Source organism: Stenotrophomonas sp. 1L-E-5-B-C3, assembly GCF_057292075.1.
Genome location: NZ_JBXAWS010000016.1, coordinates 1 through 21,026, shown reverse-complemented (window position 1 = coordinate 21,026; position 21,026 = coordinate 1). Strand labels below are relative to the sequence as shown.

Here is a 21,026-nt window from a genome sequence, read left to right as displayed (position 1 = left end):
GGGCCATGCCTGGCGAGCGCAGCGGGAAGATCGGTGCGAACCAAGGTTCGCACCCACCGGGTAATGGCGCACCCACCGGGCGATGGTGTGGGTCAGAGCCCTCGCCGTGGCGAGGGATCTGACCCGATCCTGTCAGCCCTCCCACACGCTGGTGTTGCGCACACCCAGCAGCTTCGGATTGAACAGCGGATCCTTGCCCGCCTGGCGATGCTGTTCGTAGTCGCGCAGCGCCGCCAGCGCCGGCTTCTGCAGCAGCAGGATGGCGATGATGTTCAACCAGCTCATCAGGCCGACGCCGATGTCGCCCAGCGACCACGCGATCGTCGCACTGTTCACCGCCGAGTAGCCGGTCGCGGCCAGGAACAGCAGCTGGAACCCGCCCATCACCCACGGCGCGGGACGATCACGGCACAGGTAGCTGATATTGGTCTCGGCCATGTAGTACAGCGCCAGAATGGTGGTGAACGCGAACGGCAGGATCGCCAGCGCCACGAACGAACGGCCGAAGCCAGGCAGCGCGGACTCCACCGCGTGCTGCACGAAGCGCGGCCCGGCCTCGACGCCAGGCAGATTGCCCAGCAGCAGGCGCGCCTCATCCGGAATGCCGTTCACTGCCGGGTCGTAGACGTTGTACAGGCCCGTGGACAGGATCAGGAACGCGGTAGCACTGCACACCACCATCGTGTCGATGTAGACCGAGAATGACTGCACCAGGCCCTGCTTGACCGGATGCGAGACCTCGGCGGCGGCGGCTGGATGCGCACCGCTGCCCATGCCGGCCTCGTTGGACAGCACACCACGGCGCACGCCCCACTGGATGGCGGTGCCGATCATTGCACCGAACGCTGCATCCACACCGAATGCGCTGCGCAGCACCAGCATGATCACCTCCGGCACTTTCTCTGCATTGAGCACCATCACCAGCGCGGCCACCAGCAGATACGCCACCGCCATCAACGGCACCACCCATTCGGCCACCCGTGCGATGCGGCGCACGCCGCCGATCAGGATCGCCCCCAGCACCACCAGCAGCACCGCCGTGGTGGTCATCACCGGCACGTCCCAGGCTTCGTTCACCGCGCTGGTGATCGCATTGGACTGGGTACCGGCCAGCATCGCACCGGCCAGCACGGTGACCAGCGCAAACAGCACTGCATACCAGCGCTGGCCCAGGCCTTTTTCGATGTAGTACGCGGGGCCACCGCGGTACTGGCCCTTGGCATCGCGGTCCTTGTAGATCTGTGCCAGCGTGGATTCGATGAAGGCGCTGGAGGCGCCGAGGAAGGCGACGATCCACATCCAGAAGATCGCGCCCGGGCCACCAAAGGCGATGGCCATGGCGACGCCGGCGATGTTGCCGACGCCGACGCGGCTGGACAACGACAGCGACAGGGCCTGGAACGGTGACACACCGGCTTCGGAGCGCTCGTGCCGGAACATCAGGCGCAGCATCTCCGGCAGCGCGCGCAACTGGATGAAGCGGGTACGCACGCTGAAGTACAGGCCGGCGAGCAGGCACAGCACCACCAGGTACGGGCTCCAGACGATGCCGAGGATGGTGTTGACGATGGATTCGATGTTCATCACCTGCCCCTCAGAAGAACATGCCCAGGGCGACCTGGGGGCTGATGATGCGGCCGGTGTTGCGCCCGGCCACGGTGAATTCGACGCCGGCGATCAGGCCCAGCGACGGGCTGAAGTGATACTCCACTGCCGGCGCCAGGCTGACGTTGCGGCTGGCCGGACGGTGCTCTTCAATCCGTTCGATCGCACCACTGCCGTTGCGTGCGAAGCCGCTCAGGCGCTGGCCGGTCTCGCGGCTGGCGGCCATTTCCATCACGCCCACCCAGCGCGAATTGAAGCTGTACTCGGCGCCTACCGACAGGCCCAGTACCGAGCCGCGCGAAATGTGCCCCTGGAAGCTGTCATCGGTGCCGTACACGCTGGTGCCGGAAATGGCGGTGCGCGACGGTGCCGGCCCGGCGCTGAGCTGGGCGCGCCAGCGCACGGGGCGGTCATTGCCCAGCCACACCACCTGCTGCACGCCCAGCGCCGCGGTGGTGCGCTGTACGCCGTCGCCCTGCGCATCCAGCGGATTGCCGGTGATGCGATCGTGGCTGCCGGTGCTGAAACGCTGCACCAGCGCGACCGAGATGGCCGGACGGGTGCCATCGGCATTCGGCGCCTGCAGCAGGTACTGCAGGCGCGCGGTGGTGTCACCGGCGCGGAAGCCGCTGCTGCGCGCACTGCCGGATTCGGAGCGCGAGGCGCTGAGATTGACCTGGCCCATCACCCGGTCACTGAAGCCATAGATGATCGGCACCACCGTGGCCCAGGCGCCACTGTGCTCGGCACTGCGGCGACGATCACCGTTGTTGTCGTAGTGGTCGCGGCTGTCGACCCGCACCAGATAGGGCTCGATGTACCAGTTGCCCTGCGGCAGGCCGGCGGGATTGGGAGTGATCAGCGGTCCGGTGAAATTGACGCCATCGAGACTGCGTTCCGCGGCCTGTAGCGATGGTGCGGCAAGCGCAGCGAGTGCCAGCACCAGGCAAGTGTGACGTGTGCGGCGTTGGATTCGATGCATGGAACCACTCCTGTACGACGTTGGAAGGAACTCCACCGTGCGGCGCGGGAAACGGCCCAGCAATGAGACAAATACTAAAATCGCTTGCGTACCCATCAAGCGTGTTTGAAGCAACGTAAGCTGACGCAGATGACCCAGTTTGCTGCGCGTGCATCGTTTGCGGCCTTGCGCCGCGCAAAAGAAAACCCGGCCGCGAGGGCCGGGTCAGGAGATCAACACAGCATCAGCACGACAGGATCAGCCGTGGCGGCGGCTCGCCCACTGCGCCAGCAACACGGCCGTGGCCGAGGCCACGTTCAGGCTCTCCACCGCGCCGCTGCCGGGAATCGAGACCTGCAGGTCGCATTCGCTGGCAAGGCTGCGGTCCATGCCTTCGCCTTCGGCACCCATCACGTAGACCAGTCGTGCCGGCAGCGATGCGCGGAACACGTCCTCACCGCCCTCGACCAGTGTCGCGGCCAGCCCGAAACCGGCCGCTCGCAGCTGTGCCATGGCCTGTGCGTTGTCCGGCAACTGCACCAGCGGTACCGATTCGGCGCCACCTTCGGCCACGCGCGCAGCGGCACCAGACAGCGCCAGCGTGCTGCCGGCCGGCAGCAGCAGCGCCTTGACACCGAAGTGCGCGGCCGAGCGCAGGATTGCGCCGAAGTTGTGGGGATTGCCGACACCGTCCAGCCACAACGCCAGCGCCGGGCCTTCGCCCAGATCCTCCAGCCACTGCGCCAGCGGTACGACGGGCGCACGCAGCACGTCGGCCACCAGGCCTTCGTGATGGGTGGTGGCAGCCAGCTTGTTGAGGTCGCCCTCCTCCACCACGCGGTAGCCGACGCGGTTGGCCACGCACCACTTCAGCACCGGCTGCATGCGCGGAATCAGCGATTCCACCAGGTACAGCTTGCGCAGTGCCTGCGGGCGCTTGTCGAACAGGGCCTGCACGGCGTTCCAGCCGTACAGGCGCAGTTCGTCGTTGCCACGCCCCGGCGGTGGCGGGGTGCCGCCCTCACGCGGCGGCAGCGGGGTGGCCCGCGGCGGTCGCGACGACGGACGGCGGGCATTCTTCCAGGGATCATTCACTACGGGACAACTCCAGCTTGCGTTGACGCCAGAAATCGGCGTTCTTGATGCCCAGGGCATCGGGGTCGAAAATCGGATCCAGGCCCAGCTTCTTCTGCCGCTCGTAATCGCGCAGGGCCAGCATGGCCGGCTTCTGGATGATGAGGATGGCGATGATGTTCAGCCAGGCCATCAGGCCCACGCCGATGTCACCCAGCGCCCAGGCCAGGGTCGCATTATGGAACGCGCCGAACACCACCATGGCGATGATGCCCAGGCGCAGGCACAGCACGGTCAGCGGGCGCTTCTTGTTGTGGTTGACGTAGGTCAGGTTGGTTTCGGCCATGTAGTAATAGGCCATGATCGTGGTGAAGGCGAAGAAGAAGATCGCGATCGACACGAACGCCGAGCCCCAGCCCGGCAGCACGGCTTCAACACCGGCCTGCGCATAGCCCGCGCCTTCCGGAATACCGGCCAGGCCCTGGAAGATCGGCGCGGCACCCGGCACCGGCGAGTACACGTTGTAGGTGCCGCTGGCCAGGATCAGGAAGGCGGTGGCGGTGCACACCATCATGGTGTCGAAGTAGATGGCGAACGCCTGCACGTAGCCCTGCTTGGCCGGGTGCGAGACCTCGGATGCGGCGGCCGCGTGCGGGCCCGAGCCCTGGCCGGCCTCGTTGGCGTAGATGCCGCGCTTGATGCCCCACTCCACCGCCAGGCCCATCATCGCGCCGAATGCCGCATGGGTACCGAAAGCGCTCTTGAAGATGATGCCGAACATTTCCGGCACGCGGTCGTAGTTGATGATCATGATGACGATGGCGGTCAGGATGAACGCCGCCGCCATGAACGGCACCACCACTTCGGCGAAGTTGGCGATGCGCTTGACGCCGCCGAAGATCACCACGCCCAGCAGCAGGCCCACCACCAGTCCGATACCCAGCTTCAACGCCTGCGCCGATTCCATGCCAAAGACCTGACCATCAAGCGGGCCGCACAGCGCGGTGCCACGGCAGGCGTTGATGACGCTGTCGGCGATGGCATTGGCCTGCACGCCCGGCATCAGGAAACCGGCGGCGATGATCGTGGCGATGGCGAAGGCCATGGCATACCACTTCAGGCCCATCGCTTTTTCAATGTAGTAGGCCGGGCCACCGCGGTAGCGGCCTTCGGCGTCCTTGGTCTTGTAGATCTGCGCCAGGGTGCATTCCACGTACGAGGTGGACGCACCGAGGAAGCCCATCACCCACATCCAGAAGATGGCACCGGGGCCGCCGAAGGCGATGGCCGTGGCCACGCCGGCGATGTTGCCGATGCCCATGCGCCCGGCCATCGACATGGCCAGCGCCTGGAAGGAAGACACGCCGGCGTCGGACTTCTCACCTTTGACGGTAAGGCGGCACATCTCGACGAAGCCGCGGATCTGCATGAAGCGGGTGCGCAGGCTGAAGAACAGGCCGGCGGCCAGGCACATGAAGATCAGCGCCTTGCTCCAGATGATGCTGTTGATGAAATGTACGGTAGCTTCCACGCGCGCTCTCTCCAGTCGGCGGGTTGTGAGGACGTCCCGTCGGCTGGAAGGGACCGGTCGATTCTCCCTGATCGAAGGCCGCTGCGGTAGCGGCAGAAGGAATCCGCCGGGCATGGCCCGGCGCTACCGGCAATGACCGTGGCCCCCACGGTAGCGCCGGGCCATGCCCGGCGGCCTTTCAGGGCAGCTGCGTGCGCACCCGGGCGAAGCGGCGCAGGTCGTGCAGCACGCCGCGCTTGTAGACCGCGCAGCGGTCCACGCCCTCTTCCTGGAAGCCGTTCTTTTCCAGCACACGGGCCGAGCCGAGGTTGAAGTCGACCACCCCGGCCTGCAGCCTGAACAGGCGTAGTTCGTCCATCACCCACGGTGCGAACAGTCCGACCACGCGGGTCATCAGGCCCTGGCCCCAGTACGCCTGGCCCAGCCAGTAGCCCAGCTCCGCCATGTGCCCGCGCTCGGCATGGCCCTGCTGGGCCCCGACGCTGCCGCAGGCCTGGCCGTCGATCTCGATGGCCAGGTTGAGCGTGCCCGGCGCCAGCACGCGGCCAGCCAGGAAGGCCTCGCCATCCTCGCGCGTGTACGGGTACGGGAAACGATCGCGCAGGCCCCGCGATACCTCGGCGTCGTTGGCATGGCGCAGCAGCGATTCGAGGTCTTCATTGCGCCAGGGACGCAGGAGGAAGCCGTCGCCCTGCAGGTGTGGGGTCAGAGCCCTTTCCTCTTGGGAAAGGGATCCGACCCCGCTGGCGGTCAGGTCAGGCATGCCCACCCACCGACGGCGACTCCGCCTCCTGCTTCTCCAGCTCGCGCTTCACCGCTTCCGGCGAGCGCGTGTACGGCGCCAGCCGCGCGTAGAACGCCGGCACCACGAACAGCGACAGGAAGGTCGAGAGGGTCACGCCGAAGATGATCACGATGCCGATGGTGCCACGGCTGGCCGAACCGGGGCCACCGGCCACCACCAGCGGGACCGCACCGACCACGGTGGCGATCGAGGTCATCAGGATCGGGCGCAGGCGCACCATCGCCGATTCGATGATCGCCTCGCGCACGGTTCTCCCGTCGTCGCGCAGCTGGTTGGCGAATTCGACAATCAGGATGCCGTTCTTCGCCGCCAGGCCGACCAGCATGACGATACCAATCTGGCTGAACAGGTTCACCGTGCCACCGCTGACCCACAGGCCGACCAGCGCACCGAGCACGCCCAGCGGCACGGTCAGCATGATGGTGAGCGGGTGGATGAAGCTCTCGAACTGTGCGGCCAGCACCAGGTACACCACCAGCAGCGCCATGGCGAAGGTCAGCAGCACCGCGCCGCCGGCACTCTGGTATTCGCGCGATTCGCCCTTCCAGTTCACCTGCGCGTACTGCGGCAGCTCTTCGCGCGTGACCTGCTGCGCCCAGGCAATCGCCTCGCCCAGCGGATAACCCGGTGCCAGGCCGGCATTGATGGTGATCGAGCGCAGGCGGTTGAAGCGGTTCAGGGTGCCGGCCTCGGCCACTTCGCTGAGCGTGACCAGGTTGGACAGCGGCACCAGTTCGCCGGAGGTGGCGCGCACACGGATCGCGGCGAGGTCGGCCGGGCTGGCGCGACCATCGCGGCCGGCCTGGACCAGCACGTCGTACTCTTCGCCGTTGTCGACGAAGGTGGTGACGCGGCGCGAGCCCATCATGGTTTCCAGTGCCGAACCAATCGCGGTGACCGGCACGCCCAGATCGGCCGCACGCTGACGGTCGATGTTGACCCGCATCTGCGGGCGGGTTTCCTTGTAGTCCGAGTCTGGGCCGACCAGGCCGGGGTTGTCGGCCATGCGCAGCAGGATGCGGTCACGCCACTGCGCGATCTCGGCGTATTCCGGGCCGCCCAGCACGATCTGGAACGGCTGGCCGCCGCTGCGGACCAGGCCACCGCCGACCTGCGTGCGTACGCGCACGCCGCGGATGGTGTCCAGTTCCTTCTGCAGCTCATTGGCCACTTCCGGCGTGCCTTCGCTGCGCTGGCGCCACGGCTGCAGGAACACGCTGACGCGGCCGGTATGCATTTCCTCGCTGGCGCCCCAGCCGCCCGGCACGCGCGGGTTGGCGCGCACGATCGGTTTGTCGGCGCCCACATGCGGGGCCAGCATCGCTTCCACCTGCTGCACCTGCTGCACGGTGTAGTCGTAGCCGGCGCCTTCCGGGCCGTCGATCATGATCTGGAACGAACCGCGGTCTTCGGCCGGTGCCAGCTCCGACGGCAGCAGCTTGAGCAGGCCCCAGCTGGCGGCCAGCGCGGCCACCATCACCAGCAGGTAGATCCAGGTGCGATCGACATGGTGGTCGAGCACCCGCCCATAGGCACCGGCCAGGCGCTCCAGGTTGCGGTTGATGAAGCCATGCAGGCCACGCGGCGCCTGCCCGGTATGCGGCTTGAGCAGCTTGGAGGCCATCATCGGCGTCAGCGTGAGCGCCACGAACGCGGACAACGCCACTGCTGCGGCCAGCGCCACTGCCAGTTCGCGGAACAGCCGTCCCGTGTTGCCCTCCAGGAAACCCACCGGCAGGAACACCGCCACCAGCACGGCCGTGGTCGCGATCACCGCAAACGCCACCTGCGCGGTACCGCGTTTGGACGCCACCAGCGGCGGTTCACCCAGGTCGATGCGGCGCTGCACGTTCTCCACCACCACGATCGCGTCGTCCACCACCAGGCCGATGCACAACACCAGGGCAAGCAGGGTCAGCAGGTTGATCGAGAAGTCGAACGCATACAGCGCGATGAACGCGGCGACCAGGCACACCGGCACCGTTACTGCCGGGATCAGTGCAGCGCGGAAGCTGCCGAGGAACAGCCAGATCACTGCCAGCACCAGGATCATCGCCTCCACCAGCGTGGCGTAGACGCGGTCCACTGCGGCTTCGATGAAGGTGGTGTTGTCGAAGGCAACGAAAATCTGCGTGCCCTTGGGCAGCGTCAGCGCGACCCGCTCGGCTTCAGCGCGCGCGGTGCGTGCCACGTCCAGCGAGTTGGCGGTGGAGGTCTTGACGATGCCCAGGCCGATGCCCGGTTCACCGTTGCTGCGGTAGTAGGCGCGACGCTCGGCCGAAGCCAGCTCGATCTTCGCCACGTCGCCCATGCGCACCACGTAGCCGTCGCGGCCCTTGCCCAGCGGGATGGTCGCGAAGTCTTCGGGCTTGATGTAGTTGCGCTCCACGCGCAGGGTGAAATCGCGGTCGGTCGATTCGATGCGACCGGCCGGCAGTTCCACGTTTTCGTTGCGCAGCGCGGTTTCCACATCGCCGGTGGTCAGCCCGCGCGCCGCCAGCTGATCGCGGTCCAACCAGATGCGCATCGCATAGCGCTGGCGGCCACCGATGCGGACCTGGGCCACGCCATCGAGGCTGGAGAAACGATCGACCACATAGCGGTCGGCGTAGTCGCTCAGCTCCAGCGTGTCCATGGTCGAGGAGACCATGTTGAACCAGATGATCGGGTCGGCATCGCTTTCGACCTTGGCGATTTCCGGCGGACGTGCTTCTTCCGGCATGCGGTCGGCAACGCGGCTGACCGCATCACGCACGTCGTTGGCCGCGGCCTCGATATCGCGGTTGGAGGTGAATTCGATGCTGACCTGCGAACGGCCGTTGTTGCTGCGCGCGTTGATGGTATCGATGCCTTCGATACCGGCCAGCGCGTCTTCCAGCACCTGGGTGATGCGGCTTTCGATGACCGCCGCCGATGCACCGGTGTAGTCGACCGACACCGAGACGATGGGCGGATCGATGGCTGGTAGTTCGCGCAGGGTCAGGCGGGTGAAGGACATCACGCCCAGCACCAGCAGCAGCAGGCTCATCACCACGGCGAACACCGGCCGCTGGATGGAGGTGTCGGACAGCTTCATCCGCCGTGGCCCTCGGCCGCGACCGGCACCGGTGCATCAGCCGGTTTGGCACCCTTGGCCGGTGCCGCGTCCTTGGCGGCTACCTTCAGGCCCGGGCGCAACTTGCCGGTGCCATCGACCACGATGCGCTGGCCCGCTTCCAGGCCCTGCCTGATCTCGACCACGCCGGCACGACGCGCGCCGGTGACCACGTCCACGCGCTCGACACTGTCGTCGCTTTTGATGCGGTACACGAAGGTATCGCGGCCGACCTGCACCACCGCGATTTCCGGCACCACCAGCGCCGGCCGTTCGGGATGGAACAGGCGCACGTCCAGCAGCATGCCCGGACGCAGTGCGTGGTCGCTGTTGGCGAAGTCGGCGCGCACGGTCACTGCACGGGTCGCCGGATCGATGCGCGCATCGATGGTGCTGACCACGCCTTCGAAGGTGCGGCCTGGCCAGGCCACGCTGGACGCACTGACCTTGTCGCCGACGCCGAGCGCGGCCAGTTCCACTTCCGGCACCTGGAAATCGATGTGCATGTGCTCGATGTCGTCGAGCGTGGCGATCACCGTGGTCGGCGTCAGCAGCGTGCCCGGGCTGACCTGGCGGATGCCGAGCACGCCGGCAAACGGCGCACGCACACGACGGTCACCGATGTCCGACTGCATCTGTGCCACGCGCGCTTCGGCGGCATCGCGGATCGACTTCTGCGTATCCAGCGTGGCACTGGACACCAGCCGCTGCGTGGCCAGCTCGCGCTGGCGCTTGTACAGCTGGTCGGCCTCGTGGAAGGTGGCCTGCGCCTGCACCAGCGCGGCCTCCTGGGCCTGCCCGCGCAAGGTCACGATCGGCGCACCGGCGGCGATATGCTGGCCGCTCTCGAAGTGCACCTTCTCGACGATTTCGCTGACCTTGGCGGTGACACTGATCGATTCGCGCGCTTTGGCCGTGCCCAGCGCCTGCAGGGTGTCGCTCCACTGCGTGGGCTGCACGACCTGCGCGGTGACCGGCACTGCTTCGCCCTGCCGACCTGCGGCAGCCTCCTGTTTGCCTGCGCACCCGGCCAGCACGGCCAGGCTGAGGCCGAAGGCCAGGGTCGAAGCGATACGAGCCAACATGAACGGTCCTGATTGATCCACGGCCGCCGAGTGTAGGCAAGGGCCTGCATAAGCGATATGTGCCAAGCGTTTACCGGCGTGGAACCGGCACCGCGATAGCGCCTTCAACCGGTTCCGTGCAAGGCTGACGCTGGCAGTGTCGGCATGTGTCGGGGTGTATCCAGCGACCCATTGCCGACGTTGCCATCGTAGAGTCGAAGCTGCCCGACTGAGGGCGTCGGGCGGGGACGGATCCTGGCGGGGATCCGGCCCCGTTTTTTTGCCCGGCGCATGACGGTAGCGCCGGGCCATGCCGGTGACCCCGCGGTAGCGCCGGGCCATGCCCGGCGGATCAATACCGGTAGTTCACCTTCATCCACACGCTGCGGCCCGGCTCATTGATGCGTACCGGGTCGGCCGGGAAACCGAAATCGGCACTGCCGGCCAGGTTCAGGTGCTCGCTGTAGGCGCGGTCAAACAGGTTGTCGACACCCGCGCTGAGCTGCAGTTGCGAACTGAAGCGGTAGGCAGTGTTGAGCGCAAAGGTGGCGAAGCCGGCGCTCGGTCCCAGGTCCTGGGCGACCACGTTGCCCTGGCCATCGGCGACACGGTGCTGGTGGGTCACCGCCCGCAGCAGGGCGCCAGCACTCCAGCGCTGGCCTTCCCAGTTCGCACTCAGGCGCGCTTCCAGCGGCGGCATCTGCGGCAACGGTCGCTGCTGGTCGCGGTTCTCGCCCCAGGCATAGGCCAGCGTGCCGCCCAGTTTCCACTGTTCGGCCAGCGCCACTTCCACGCCCGCCTCGGCACCGGCAATGCGGGCATCGACGTTGCGGGCCTGGCTCATGCCCATCATCCCGCTGCCGTGGTAGGTGAACAGGATGTAGTCCTGGATCTGCCCGGCGTACGCCGAGACCCAAGCGTGCACGCGCGGACCCTTGTACTGCATGCCCACATCAAGCTGGGTGGTGCGCTCGGGCTGCACGCCGCTGAATGCATTCACCGCGCCGGCCGGTCCCTGGTTGGGCGAGAACAGCTCCCAGTAGTCGGGCATGCGCTCGCTGTGGCCGAGGCCGGCGTACCAGGTCAGGCCGTCGGCCAGATCCTGCTCGTAGCGCAGGAATCCACTGCCCAGCCATTCCTTGCGCTGCAGGCCAGCGGTCGGGTTCGGCCGGTTGCCCATCATCCCGCGCACCGACTGCCGCTCATCGCGGACGCTGGCGCGATCGATGCGCAGCCCGCTGATCCAGCGCTGGTCGGTGCCGGCGCCGAGGGTGAGTTCGGTGAAGGCACCGTAGCGGCGGAAGTTGGCATCGGTCTCCCACGCCGCCTGCCGGTAGGTGTCGCGGCCCATGCCCATGCGGCCGCGGTGACGACTGTCCTCGCCATCCACACCGGCCACCAGCTGCACATCCTGCCAGCGCCACTCGGAACTGACCCGCCCGCCCTGGGTGCGGCGGTCCACGTTCGAGGCCATCGGCATCGGCATCATGCTGTGCGGGTTCGGCGTGCGCAGCGTGTAGTTGTCCATCACGTGATCGGCCTCGTTGTAGTACACATTGGCCTGCAGCGTGTCCCACGCACCCGGCAGGTTGCGCTTCTCGAAGCGCGCCGCGTAGCTGGTGCGCTCGAACGCGGCACCGTCCATGCCACGGCCCGCGTAGCGCGCGATCGCATCGCCGGCACCGGCGGAGATTTCCAGCAGCGTGTCGGCATCCGGCGTCCAGCCGATGGCCACGTCGCCGTTCCACTTGCGCCACTTCGACGGCACCACGTCGCCATTGCCGTCCTTGTAGTCATCGGCTTCGGAACGGTTGCCGCTTGCACGCACGTAACCGGTCGGATTGCCCAGGGTCAGGTCCAGCACCTGGTCGTTGCGGTTGCGCGAACCGACCAGCGCACTGGCATCGGCACGCAGGCCCGGTTCCTCGAAGCGCGGCGTATCGCGCTCGAAACGCACGGTGCCGGCCGACGCGCCCGCGCCCCAGCGCACGCTCTGCGGGCCCTTGATGATGGTCAGCCGGTCGAAGCTTTCCGGCGCGATGTAGGACAGCGGATTGTCCATGCGCGACGGGCAGGCACCGATCAGGTTGCCATCGTTGCTGAGGATGTTCAGGCGCGAACCGAACATGCCGCGCAGCACCGGGTCGCCGTTGGTGCCACCGTTGCGGATGGCGGAGAAGCCGGGGACGGTTTTCAGGTAATCAGCACCGTCGCTGGCGGGCACCGGCTGCCGCGGCAGGCGCGGATCGGTCACCCAGTGCAGCGGCGAGGACGGTGCAGCGGCGGTCACCACCATCGTGTCGAGGGTGCGCGCCTCTTCGGCAGGCGCAGCGTGAGCCAGTGACGCGGTCACGGCCAGGCCCAGGGCAACCGGCAGGCGCGCGCAGGCGCCCGCAGGGCGGGAAGTCATTTTCATCGGAACAGCTCCAAAGTACGCACGCGCGCACGGCGCCCGGTCAGGCGTCGTGCGGCAGATTCGATAGGGACATCAGCGAACGATGGAGAAGCGCGGCGGCCCACGCGCGGCATGTGCCGGCCACCGCAGTGCCGGCAGCACCTGCTGCGACCATGGGAACGCCAGCTGCGGCCGCCACAACAGCGGCAACAGCAGCACCAGCACGGCCAGCCACGGCAGCAGGCGCATGGCCAGCACGCAGTATTCGCAGGCTTCGCCATGCATGGCGTGGGGGTCGGCCGGACGGCTGGGCGCTGCCGGCGCGGCGCCGTGTTGATCGTGCCCAGGCATGGCCATGTCGTGCATGTCATGGCCCATGGCGGCGTGGTCCATGCCTGCCATCGCGGCATGCTCCATCGGCTGCGCCTGCAGCGCGCGGCTGACCAGTGGCGCAAGCACCATCAACAGCGTCGCCAGGACGGCGAGCTGGAGCAGAAGGCGCTGCGGGCGGGACAGGCGGGTCACCCCGCTAGTGTAGAGCCGGGTCCAGGGTTACCCGTGCGACGAACCGTCGCAGGAGGGGGTTTATCGGCAGGGCTGCGCCCTGCACCCGCTGCGAGCTGGAGCAACAGCAACAGCAACAGCCGAAGCAGAAGCGGAATTCCTGTGGGTAGGCGGGGTGGGTCCGGTTGCGGGAGACGCCGTAAACCCGTCCCTGGGGGCTTGGCCGCGGCATCCATGCCGCGGACACTCCCGCAACCGGACCCACCCCGCCTTCGACAGTTTTCCGCGATCTGTCGGAACGACTCTCGGGGTCAGATCCGTTTTCCTTCGGAAAACGGATCTGACCCCAGATGTATTTCGATATCTGACAGCTTTCATCCACGCATGGCGTGGATCTACCGTGTCGACCGAGGTCGACACCTACCAACAGCCGCCAGGATCTGTCAGAGGTGGGGCGGTGTGGGCAGGCAGGACCGTTGGCGCCATGGATGGCGCCATCGAGCCCCCATGGATGGGTTTACGGCGTGTCCTGCCTGCCCACACCGCCCCGCCATCCCACAGGAAACCCGCATTTGATGTTGCTGTTGCTTCTGAGGTTGCCGGCCAGCGGCCGGCACTACCGCGGGTGCAGGGCGGCACGCCCTGCTCGACCAACCTCACACCGTGATGGTCTGGGTCAGTGACTCCCACGTCGGTGGTACCGGCCACGCCGCCGCCTGGTTGCCATCCAGCACCCTGCGCAGGTCGCGCGGATCGATCTGTGGGGCCAGCACGTGCACCAGCTCCAGCGCGTAATCGCGCAGCACGCGGTCGCGAGGCAGCACCGCCCAGGCAATGCACTCAGTGATCGGCTCCGGGGCCGGCCACGACCTCAGGTCCTCGTCGTTGGAACTGACCGCCATCTCGGCCAGCAGACCCACGCCCAGACCGGTGCGCACATAGGTCTTGATCAGATCGGCATCCAGCGCGGTCAGCGCCAGATCCGGCACCAGGCCGTTGGCGGCAAAGGCACGCTGCAGCGATGAATTCGGGCGGGTCGAGGATTCGTAGCTGATCAGCGGCTGCCGGGCCAGCGCGGCCAGGTCCGGGGTGCGGCCTGCGCGGTCCAGCGGGTGGCCCTTGGGCACCACCACCAGGCGCCGCCAGCGGAACAGCGGCACCGCAATGCCATCGGTAGGCTCGCTGCCAGCGGTGCTGATGATCGCAATGTCGGCATCGCCCTGGTTCAAGCGATCCAGTGCATCGGCTTCACCGGCCTGCTGCAGATGCACGCTCACCTGCGGATACGCCTGCTTGATCGCTGCCACCGCCGGCGGCAGCACGAAGCGCGCCTGGGTGTGGGTGGTGGTCAGGATCAGCTGGCCCTGGCTCTCGCGGCGCTGGTTGGCCGCGTAGGTGCGGATGTTGTTGGCCTCCGCCAGCACCGAGCGGGCGCGGGCGATGACCTCGGTACCGGCCGGTGTGACCGACTCCAGGCTGCGGCCCTTGCGAACGAACAGCAGGAAACCGAGCTCGTCCTCCAGCTGCTTGAGCTGCTTGGACAGGCCGGGCTGGGTGGCATGCACGCGCGAGGCGGCGAGCGTGATGTTCAGCTCGGCGTCGGCGATGGCAACCAGATAGCGCAGCTGGGTCAGCGTCATGGCAGGCGGGCGATGTGGGGGCGGAGGTCCACTCTAGGGTCAATTGCCGTCACCAGCTTATAACCAAAGGTTGTTTAAGAAAGGTATCTGGTCATTTCCGGGCGTCATATGCCGGCGCTACGGTCAGCCGGCAGCCGCTGGCCTGAACAGCCAGCCCTCCCCCTTCGCCCGCCGCAGCCCGGCGCGGCCCCTCTCCGGAGCGCTTCCATGGCCCTGTACGACTCCATCCTCGACACCGTCGGCAACACCCCCATCGTCAAGCTGCAGCGCCTGGCGCCGCCACAGGTCAGCCTCTACGCCAAGGTCGAGTCGTTCAACCCGGGCGGCTCTGTGAAGGATCGCCTGGCGCTGGCGATCATCCTCGACGCCGAAGCGCGTGGCCTGCTCAAGCCGGGCGACACCATCGTCGAGGCCACCTCGGGCAACACCGGCGTGGCACTGGCGATGGTCGCCGCCGCGCGCGGCTACAAGTTCGTGGCGACCATGGTCGAAACCTTCTCGGTGGAACGGCGCAAGCTGATGCGCGCGTATGGCGCCAAAGTGATCCTGACCCCGGCCGCCGAGCGCGGTAGCGGCATGGTACGCAAGGCGGCCGAACTGGCCGAGCAGCACGGCTGGTTCCTGGCCAGCCAGTTCGCCAACCCGGCCAACCCGGCCTACCACCGCAACACCACCGCCGCCGAGATCCTGCGCGATTTCGCCGGCAAGCGACTGGACTACTTCGTCAGTGGCTGGGGCACCGGCGGCACGCTCACCGGCGTGGGCGAAGTACTGAAGGTCGCGCGCCCGCAGACGCGCATCATCGCCACCGAACCGGCCGGTGCCGCGCTGCTGAAGGGCGATGACTGGAAGCCGCACAAGATCCAGGGCTGGACCCCGGACTTCGTGCCGGACGTGCTCAACCGCGATGTGGTGGATGAACTGGTGACGGTGGAAGATGACCGCGCGATCGCCACCGCCCGCCGCCTGGCGGCGGAGGAAGGCATCTTCGTCGGCATCTCCGCTGGCGCCACTGTTGCCAGCGCACTGGATGTGGCCGCGCGCGCCGAACCGGGCTCGGTGATCCTGGCGATGCTGCCGGACACCGGTGAACGCTACTTCTCCACGCCGCTGTTCGCCGATGTGAATGAAGGTTCCGACGACGACTGGTTGGCCGGCCTGCCGTGAGCCCAGGGTCGAATCCCGTTTTCGTTCAAGGTAGCGCCGGGCCATGCCCGGCGTTGCTGTTTCCGGCATTCGCTTCGTCCACCATCCGCCGGGCATGGCCCGGCGCTACCGCTTCGCCACCTCCCCCTTTCTGCTTCAGCCTGCGTGAAGGCGCCGCCAGCCATCGTGCGTGAAGGCCGCCGGATCGCAGCGCGTGAGACGGTCATGACGCAGTATCAATGCCCTGTCCCCTACCTTGGGAACAGCCGGCGCAGATGCTGCGCGGAACACCTCACAGGCAGGAGACGGACGCATGAAGATCGAAGTTTGGCAGGGCGACATCACGACCCTGGCGGTGGATGCGATCGTCAACGCGGCCAATGAAACACTGCTCGGTGGTGGCGGTGTCGACGGTGCGATCCATCGCGCTGCTGGCCCAGCGCTGCTGGCCGAATGCGAGCAGCTGCCGGAACTGCGCCCCGGTGTGCGCTGCCCGACCGGCGAAGTGCGTGCCACCGACGCCCATGCGTTGCCGGCGCGGCATGTGCTGCATACGGTCGGCCCGGTGTGGCACGACGGTCAACGCGACGAACCGGCGCTGCTGGCCAACTGCTACTGGAAGTCCCTGCAGCTGGCCGAATCGCTGGGCGTGACATCGATCGCTTTCCCCGCGATCAGCTGCGGCGTGTACGGCTACCCGCTGTACCAGGCCGCGCAGATCGCAGTGACCGAAACGCTGGCATGGCAGCGCAGCCATGCACAACCGATGCGAATCGTGCTGGTGGCGTTCAATACCGCTACCGCCAAGGCGTACCAGCAGGCACTGACCGCTGCCGGCCAGAACGCGGACAACGAGCCACGCAGCTCGATGCTGCCGCCATTGGGCGATACCGGATTTGCAGCCGCGCATTGAACGGCTGAAGGGATTGGAACAGAAAAGGCCGGGCAATGCCCGGCCTTTTCTGTTGCGGCCTTGAGGTCATCCACGCTGCGCTTGGATCACCTCAACGGCTGGCAGCTTCCACCGCAGCAGCGGCATCATCTGCCACTGCGGCAGCAGCGTCTGCAGCCGCGCGCGCGGCCGAGGCTGCGGCACCGTCGGCGCTGGCACCCTCCACCTGCACGCGCACTTCCACCATGCCAGCGCCATTGTTCAGGCTGGACACGTCAATGGTGTAGTGACCGGCCGGCAAGGTCTCCTCCAGGCGCGAATTGGTACCGTTGCCACCGTCGTCGTCGGTCAGCTCGACATCACCGCCGACCACGCGCAGCACCGTGTCGACCTGGCTGGAGATCGCATCCAGGCGCACGTCGGCCGGGCGGTCCAGGGTCAGCAGGAAACGACGGCGGCCATCGTTGTCGAGCATGGTGTACACGCTGCCCGACTTCGGCAGGGCGGTGCCATCGCGTTCAACCAGATTGCCCGGCAGTTCGATGCGGTTGGCGGACAGGGTAAACATGCCATTGACACCGTCGCCCAGACCGCGCGCGGTCAAGGTGTACTTGCCCGGCTTCAGCGACAGGGTCAGGCGCGAGTTGGTGCTGTCGTTGCCATCATCGTTTTCGGCCTCAACGCCCTGGCCCGACAGCTTCAGCACCGGGTCGAACACATCCGACACCAGGCGGATCTCGTACAGGCCAGCCTTGTCCACCTGGAGGGTGTAGTCCTGCGAGCTGCCGGCCAGCATGTCGGCGATCTCACCGCTGCCCACCAGCGGCTTGCCGTCATACGGCTTCAGCTTCTCGGCGCGCAGGCGATACGGACCGAAGGCGCTCGGGCCATCGGCGTTGACCGCCACCTGGTAGGTGCCGCCACCGTTGGCACGGAAGGCCAGCGAGACGTCGCCTTCGCGTTCGTAGCCGGTATTGCTGGTGGATACCAGGCTGCCGTTGTTGAACACGGCGATCGAACCGGTCAGTGCACCGGTCAGCTTCAGGCCGACCAGGTCCTTGTCTTCCAGCTTGATCTGGTACAGCTGGTGGTGGCTGCCGTCGTTGAAGTTGATGCCGCTGCGCGAGGTGATTTCGCCGGACACCGGCTTGTCGAAATCGAGCGACGCGGCCTTGCCTGCGTCACCACCGCCACCGATGCGGTTGCAACCGCCGGCGATCAGGACCGTGGCAACGGCCACTGTGATTGCTGCCAAACGCATGTTTTTTCTCCTTGGCCTTCCATGTATGTCCCGCACACCGGCCCGGTGCGTGGGGGCGGAAACGATACCCGCAAAAGCAAACGCCGGCGTGATGCCGGCGTTGCCCTGTTCATCCTGCGATGGGACGGATCAACCGTTCCACTTGCCCAGCGCGGCCAGGCCATTGTCCTTGGCGCGCTCGTACACGGTCTTCTGGGCAGCAGCGTAGTTGCCCTTCATGTCCTTGGCCCACAGCTTCAGCGCAGCCTGCTGCATCGCGCGGCCGTAGGAGAAGCTCAGCGGCCACGGCAGGTTGCCCATCTGGTTCATGGCATTGAGGTGAGCGGTGGACTGCTCGTCGCTCTGGCCACCGGACAGGAACACCACGCCCGGCAGGATCGCCGGCACGGTGCTCTTCAGGCACATCACGGTCGACTCGGCCACTTCCTCGACGTCGGCCTGCTCATCGCAGTTCTTGCCGGAGATGACCATCGAGGCCTTCAGGATGGTGCCTTCCAGCAGCACGTTCTGCTGGTACAGCGCATCGAACAGCGAACGCAGGGTCGCTTCGGTCACTTCGTAGCAGGTCTCGATGTCGTGGTCGCCGTCCATGATCACTTCCGGCTCGACCATCGGCACCAGGCCGCATTCCTGGCACAGCGCTGCGTAGCGGGCCAGCGCGTGGGCGTTGGACTCGATGCAGGTGCCCGACGGAATGCTCTCGCCGATGTTGATCACCGCACGCCACTTGGCGAAGCGCGCGCCCAGCTTGTAGTACTCCTGCAGGCGCTCGCGCAGGCCGTCCAGGCCTTCGGTCACCAGCTCGCCCGGGCAGCCGGCCAGCGGGTGCGCACCCTTGTCCACCTTGATGCCCGGAATCATGCCGTGGTCGGCCATGTACTTGGCGAACGGCACGCCGTCCTTGGTCGACTGACGGATGGTTTCGTCGTACAGGATGGCGCCGGAAATATGCTCGTTGAGCTTGGGCGTGGTCAGCAGCAGTTCGCGGTAGGCACGACGGTTTTCCTCGGTGTTCTCGATACCGACGCCGGCGAAACGCTTGGCGATGGTAGCGGTGGATTCGTCGATCGCGATGATGCCCTTGCCCGGGGCAACCATGGCCTGGGCGGTTTCAGCCAGCTGTTCGATGCTCATGTACTTCCTGTGGCGGGTGCGGGAAAAACGTAAGTATAGCCCCGCTACCCGTTGCCTCGCCGTAGAGGCCAGGCTGGAAACGATTCCAATGTCCGCACTGGACAAGGGATGTCCTGTGGCATGGGGTCAGAGCCCCTTCGGGGATCTGACCCGGGGTCGGATCCGCAACGCGGCTCGGACCCCAGGCCAACAATACTTACAGGTCGCCCAGACCGCTGGCGCGGCCGTCTTCGCCCACTTCCAGCAGGCGCAGGGTGTTGGTCGCACCCAGGGTTTCCATGTGCTCGCCGCTGGTGAACACCACGCGGTCGCCGGCCTGCAGCAGATCGGCTTCAACCAGCAGGCGGATGCTGCCGCGCGCGGCTTCGCGCGGGGTCAGGCCACGGCTGTCGAAGTTGATCGGATACACGTCGCGCATCAGCGCCATCTGCCGGCGGGCGCCGTCATGGCGGGTGACCGCGAACACCGGCGCCTTGGCGCGGAAACGCGACAGGTAGCGGGCGGTGCCACCGGATTCGGTCATCGCCACGATCGCGCGCACGCCCACGTGCTGCGACAGGAACATGGTGGCCATGGCAATGGCCTGGTCGGCACGTTCCAGGTTGCGCGGCGAGGCGTTGAAGTCGGTCTCGGTCTGGAACTGGCGCTCGGCACCCAGGCAGATCCGCGCCATCGCTTCCACGGCCTTGACCGGGTAGGCACCGGCAGCAGTTTCGGCCGACAGCATGACCGCATCGGTGCCGTCGATGACCGAGTTGGCCACGTCCAGCACTTCGGCGCGGGTCGGGATCGGGCTTTCGACCATCGACTGCAGCATCTGCGTAGCGGTGATGACCACCTTGTTCTGCGCCAGCGAGGCCTTGATGATCTTCTTCTGCAGGCCCGGCAGTTCGGCATCGCCGATTTCCACGCCGAGGTCACCGCGCGCAACCATCACCACGTCACTGGCCTCGACGATCTCTTCGAGGTTTTCGATGGCCTCGGTGCGCTCGATCTTCGACACCAGCGCGGCGTAGCAGCCGTGCGATTCAGCGATCTCGCGCGCGTCATTCATGTCCTGCGCATTGCGGCAGAACGACACGGCGATGAAGTCGACGCCGATCTTGGCGACGATGCCGATCAGTTCCTTGTCGCGCTCGGTCAGCGCGCCCAGCGACAGGCCACCGCCCTGCTTGTTCAGCCCCTTGCGGTCAGACAGCGCGCCGTCGTTGAGCACGGTGTTGATGATGCGCTCGCCTTCCACTTCGACCACCTGCAGCTGCATCAGGCCATCGTCGAGCAGCAGGACATCACCCGGGCCGACGTCCTGCGGCAGGCCGAGGTAGCTCACGCCGACCTGGGTCGCATCACCGGGGCCGGCATTGGTGCTGGCGATCAGGTCGAAACGGTCGCCTGCCTTCAACTGCACCTTGCCTTCGGCGAAGCGCTCGATGCGGATCTTCGGGCCCGGCAGGTCGGCCAGGATGCCCACTTCCACGCCGACGCGGGCCGCAGCCGCACGCACTTCGGCGGCGCGCTTGGCCTGGCCGGACGGATCACCGTGGCTGAAGTTCAGCCGCACCACGTTGACGCCGGCGCGGAACAGATCCTCCAGCACGCCCGGCGGATCAGTGGCCGGGCCGAGGGTGGCAAGGATCTTGGTGCGACGCTGACGCTCGAACATGGTGAATGGGCCTCTCCCGATAAAGAACGGAAATTAGCACATCCTTCACGCCGCATGTATACGGTTACAGCCTTGCGCTGCCTGACTTCGCGGGTCATCGAACGGACATCGGCCGGACATACGCTGGCGCAGGGTCGTGGTAGCGCCGGGCCATGCCCGGCGAGGGTTTGGTAACAACACCCCACATGGACCCACGATCCCCCCCAAAGAGGCACCCCACCCACCACCGTTCCCCCCCTCCCCGTTCGCGTTCCCAC

At 66.9% G+C, this 21,026-nt stretch carries 15 protein-coding genes; 2 read left to right on the top strand and 13 right to left on the bottom strand.

Annotation, left to right across the window (positions count from 1 at the left end):
• Positions 1 to 132: 132 nt before the first annotated feature.
• From AC0Z6F_RS17810 to AC0Z6F_RS17765, 10 genes are all read right to left on the bottom strand, one after another.
• Positions 133 to 1,584 carry an alanine/glycine:cation symporter family protein gene (locus AC0Z6F_RS17810; protein WP_006388325.1) on the bottom strand — a complete coding sequence of 484 codons (1,452 nt, stop codon included), beginning with the start codon at positions 1,582 to 1,584 and terminating at the stop codon, positions 133 to 135.
• Between the two features lie 10 nt (positions 1,585 to 1,594).
• On the bottom strand, positions 1,595 to 2,587 hold the full coding sequence (locus AC0Z6F_RS17805) for a hypothetical protein (RefSeq protein ID WP_012511950.1): 993 nt from the start codon (positions 2,585 to 2,587) through the stop codon (positions 1,595 to 1,597).
• 237 nt (positions 2,588 to 2,824) lie between these two features.
• Positions 2,825 to 3,661 carry a TrmH family RNA methyltransferase gene (locus AC0Z6F_RS17800; protein ID WP_006388350.1) on the bottom strand — a complete coding sequence of 279 codons (837 nt, stop codon included), beginning with the start codon at positions 3,659 to 3,661 and terminating at the stop codon, positions 2,825 to 2,827.
• Positions 3,654 to 5,171 carry an alanine/glycine:cation symporter family protein gene (locus tag AC0Z6F_RS17795; protein WP_012511951.1) on the bottom strand — a complete coding sequence of 506 codons (1,518 nt, stop codon included), beginning with the start codon at positions 5,169 to 5,171 and terminating at the stop codon, positions 3,654 to 3,656. The genes AC0Z6F_RS17800 and AC0Z6F_RS17795 overlap by 8 nt, the downstream gene beginning before the upstream one ends.
• A 178-nt stretch (positions 5,172 to 5,349) precedes the next feature.
• A complete protein-coding gene (locus tag AC0Z6F_RS17790) occupies positions 5,350 to 5,934 on the bottom strand; it encodes a GNAT family N-acetyltransferase (protein WP_065723835.1) in 585 nt (194 codons plus the stop codon).
• Positions 5,927 to 9,052, bottom strand: a complete 3,126-nt coding sequence (locus AC0Z6F_RS17785; protein WP_006388394.1) for an efflux RND transporter permease subunit — start codon at positions 9,050 to 9,052, stop codon at positions 5,927 to 5,929. The genes AC0Z6F_RS17790 and AC0Z6F_RS17785 overlap by 8 nt, the downstream gene beginning before the upstream one ends.
• On the bottom strand, positions 9,049 to 10,155 hold the full coding sequence (locus AC0Z6F_RS17780; protein WP_485616973.1) for an efflux RND transporter periplasmic adaptor subunit: 1,107 nt from the start codon (positions 10,153 to 10,155) through the stop codon (positions 9,049 to 9,051). The genes AC0Z6F_RS17785 and AC0Z6F_RS17780 overlap by 4 nt, the downstream gene beginning before the upstream one ends.
• Positions 10,156 to 10,486: 331 nt before the next feature.
• Positions 10,487 to 12,550, bottom strand: a complete 2,064-nt coding sequence (locus AC0Z6F_RS17775) for a TonB-dependent copper receptor (protein WP_485616972.1) — start codon at positions 12,548 to 12,550, stop codon at positions 10,487 to 10,489.
• Between the two features lie 72 nt (positions 12,551 to 12,622).
• The gene (locus tag AC0Z6F_RS17770) at positions 12,623 to 13,054 is read right to left on the bottom strand and encodes a DUF2946 domain-containing protein (RefSeq protein ID WP_032972592.1); all 432 of its coding nucleotides are present in this window, start codon (positions 13,052 to 13,054) and stop codon (positions 12,623 to 12,625) included.
• 635 nt (positions 13,055 to 13,689) lie between these two features.
• Positions 13,690 to 14,673, bottom strand: a complete 984-nt coding sequence (locus AC0Z6F_RS17765) for a LysR family transcriptional regulator (protein ID WP_065723831.1) — start codon at positions 14,671 to 14,673, stop codon at positions 13,690 to 13,692.
• Positions 14,674 to 14,880: 207 nt separating this feature from the next.
• On the opposite strand from AC0Z6F_RS17765, the gene cysK reads away from it, so the two are divergent.
• Entirely contained in the window at positions 14,881 to 15,840 is a 960-nt protein-coding gene (cysK, locus tag AC0Z6F_RS17760) for a cysteine synthase A (protein ID WP_012511957.1), read from the top strand.
• Between the two features lie 292 nt (positions 15,841 to 16,132).
• Complete coding sequence (locus AC0Z6F_RS17755) at positions 16,133 to 16,732, top strand: O-acetyl-ADP-ribose deacetylase (protein ID WP_006388480.1); 600 nt, start codon at positions 16,133 to 16,135, stop codon at positions 16,730 to 16,732.
• Positions 16,733 to 16,823: 91 nt separating this feature from the next.
• Here the strand turns inward: AC0Z6F_RS17755 and AC0Z6F_RS17750 are convergent, their stop codons facing one another.
• The 3 genes from AC0Z6F_RS17750 to pyk form a co-directional block, all read right to left on the bottom strand.
• Positions 16,824 to 17,972, bottom strand: a complete 1,149-nt coding sequence (locus AC0Z6F_RS17750) for an iron-sulfur cluster assembly protein (protein WP_448123374.1) — start codon at positions 17,970 to 17,972, stop codon at positions 16,824 to 16,826.
• Between the two features lie 129 nt (positions 17,973 to 18,101).
• Positions 18,102 to 19,106, bottom strand: a complete 1,005-nt coding sequence (locus tag AC0Z6F_RS17745; RefSeq protein WP_006388532.1) for a class I fructose-bisphosphate aldolase — start codon at positions 19,104 to 19,106, stop codon at positions 18,102 to 18,104.
• 196 nt (positions 19,107 to 19,302) lie between these two features.
• The gene (pyk, locus tag AC0Z6F_RS17740) at positions 19,303 to 20,769 is read right to left on the bottom strand and encodes a pyruvate kinase (RefSeq protein WP_006388586.1); all 1,467 of its coding nucleotides are present in this window, start codon (positions 20,767 to 20,769) and stop codon (positions 19,303 to 19,305) included.
• Between the last annotated feature and the right edge of the window lie 257 nt (positions 20,770 to 21,026).

Excerpts from the sequence above, each read along its gene's own strand:
- AC0Z6F_RS17810 (WP_006388325.1), bottom strand. The coding sequence starts at position 1,584 with ATGAACATCGAATCCATCGTCAACACCATCCTCGGCATCGTCTGGAGC.
- AC0Z6F_RS17805 (WP_012511950.1), bottom strand. The coding sequence starts at position 2,587 with ATGCATCGAATCCAACGCCGCACACGTCACACTTGCCTGGTGCTGGCA.
- AC0Z6F_RS17790 (WP_065723835.1), bottom strand. The coding sequence starts at position 5,934 with ATGCCTGACCTGACCGCCAGCGGGGTCGGATCCCTTTCCCAAGAGGAA.
- AC0Z6F_RS17785 (WP_006388394.1), bottom strand. The coding sequence starts at position 9,052 with ATGAAGCTGTCCGACACCTCCATCCAGCGGCCGGTGTTCGCCGTGGTG.
- AC0Z6F_RS17780 (WP_485616973.1), bottom strand. The coding sequence starts at position 10,155 with ATGTTGGCTCGTATCGCTTCGACCCTGGCCTTCGGCCTCAGCCTGGCC.
- AC0Z6F_RS17775 (WP_485616972.1), bottom strand. The coding sequence starts at position 12,550 with ATGAAAATGACTTCCCGCCCTGCGGGCGCCTGCGCGCGCCTGCCGGTT.
- AC0Z6F_RS17765 (WP_065723831.1), bottom strand. The coding sequence starts at position 14,673 with ATGACGCTGACCCAGCTGCGCTATCTGGTTGCCATCGCCGACGCCGAG.
- cysK (WP_012511957.1), top strand. The coding sequence starts at position 14,881 with ATGGCCCTGTACGACTCCATCCTCGACACCGTCGGCAACACCCCCATC.
- AC0Z6F_RS17755 (WP_006388480.1), top strand. The coding sequence starts at position 16,133 with ATGAAGATCGAAGTTTGGCAGGGCGACATCACGACCCTGGCGGTGGAT.
- AC0Z6F_RS17750 (WP_448123374.1), bottom strand. The coding sequence starts at position 17,972 with ATGCGTTTGGCAGCAATCACAGTGGCCGTTGCCACGGTCCTGATCGCC.
- AC0Z6F_RS17745 (WP_006388532.1), bottom strand. The coding sequence starts at position 19,106 with ATGAGCATCGAACAGCTGGCTGAAACCGCCCAGGCCATGGTTGCCCCG.
- pyk (WP_006388586.1), bottom strand. The coding sequence starts at position 20,769 with ATGTTCGAGCGTCAGCGTCGCACCAAGATCCTTGCCACCCTCGGCCCG.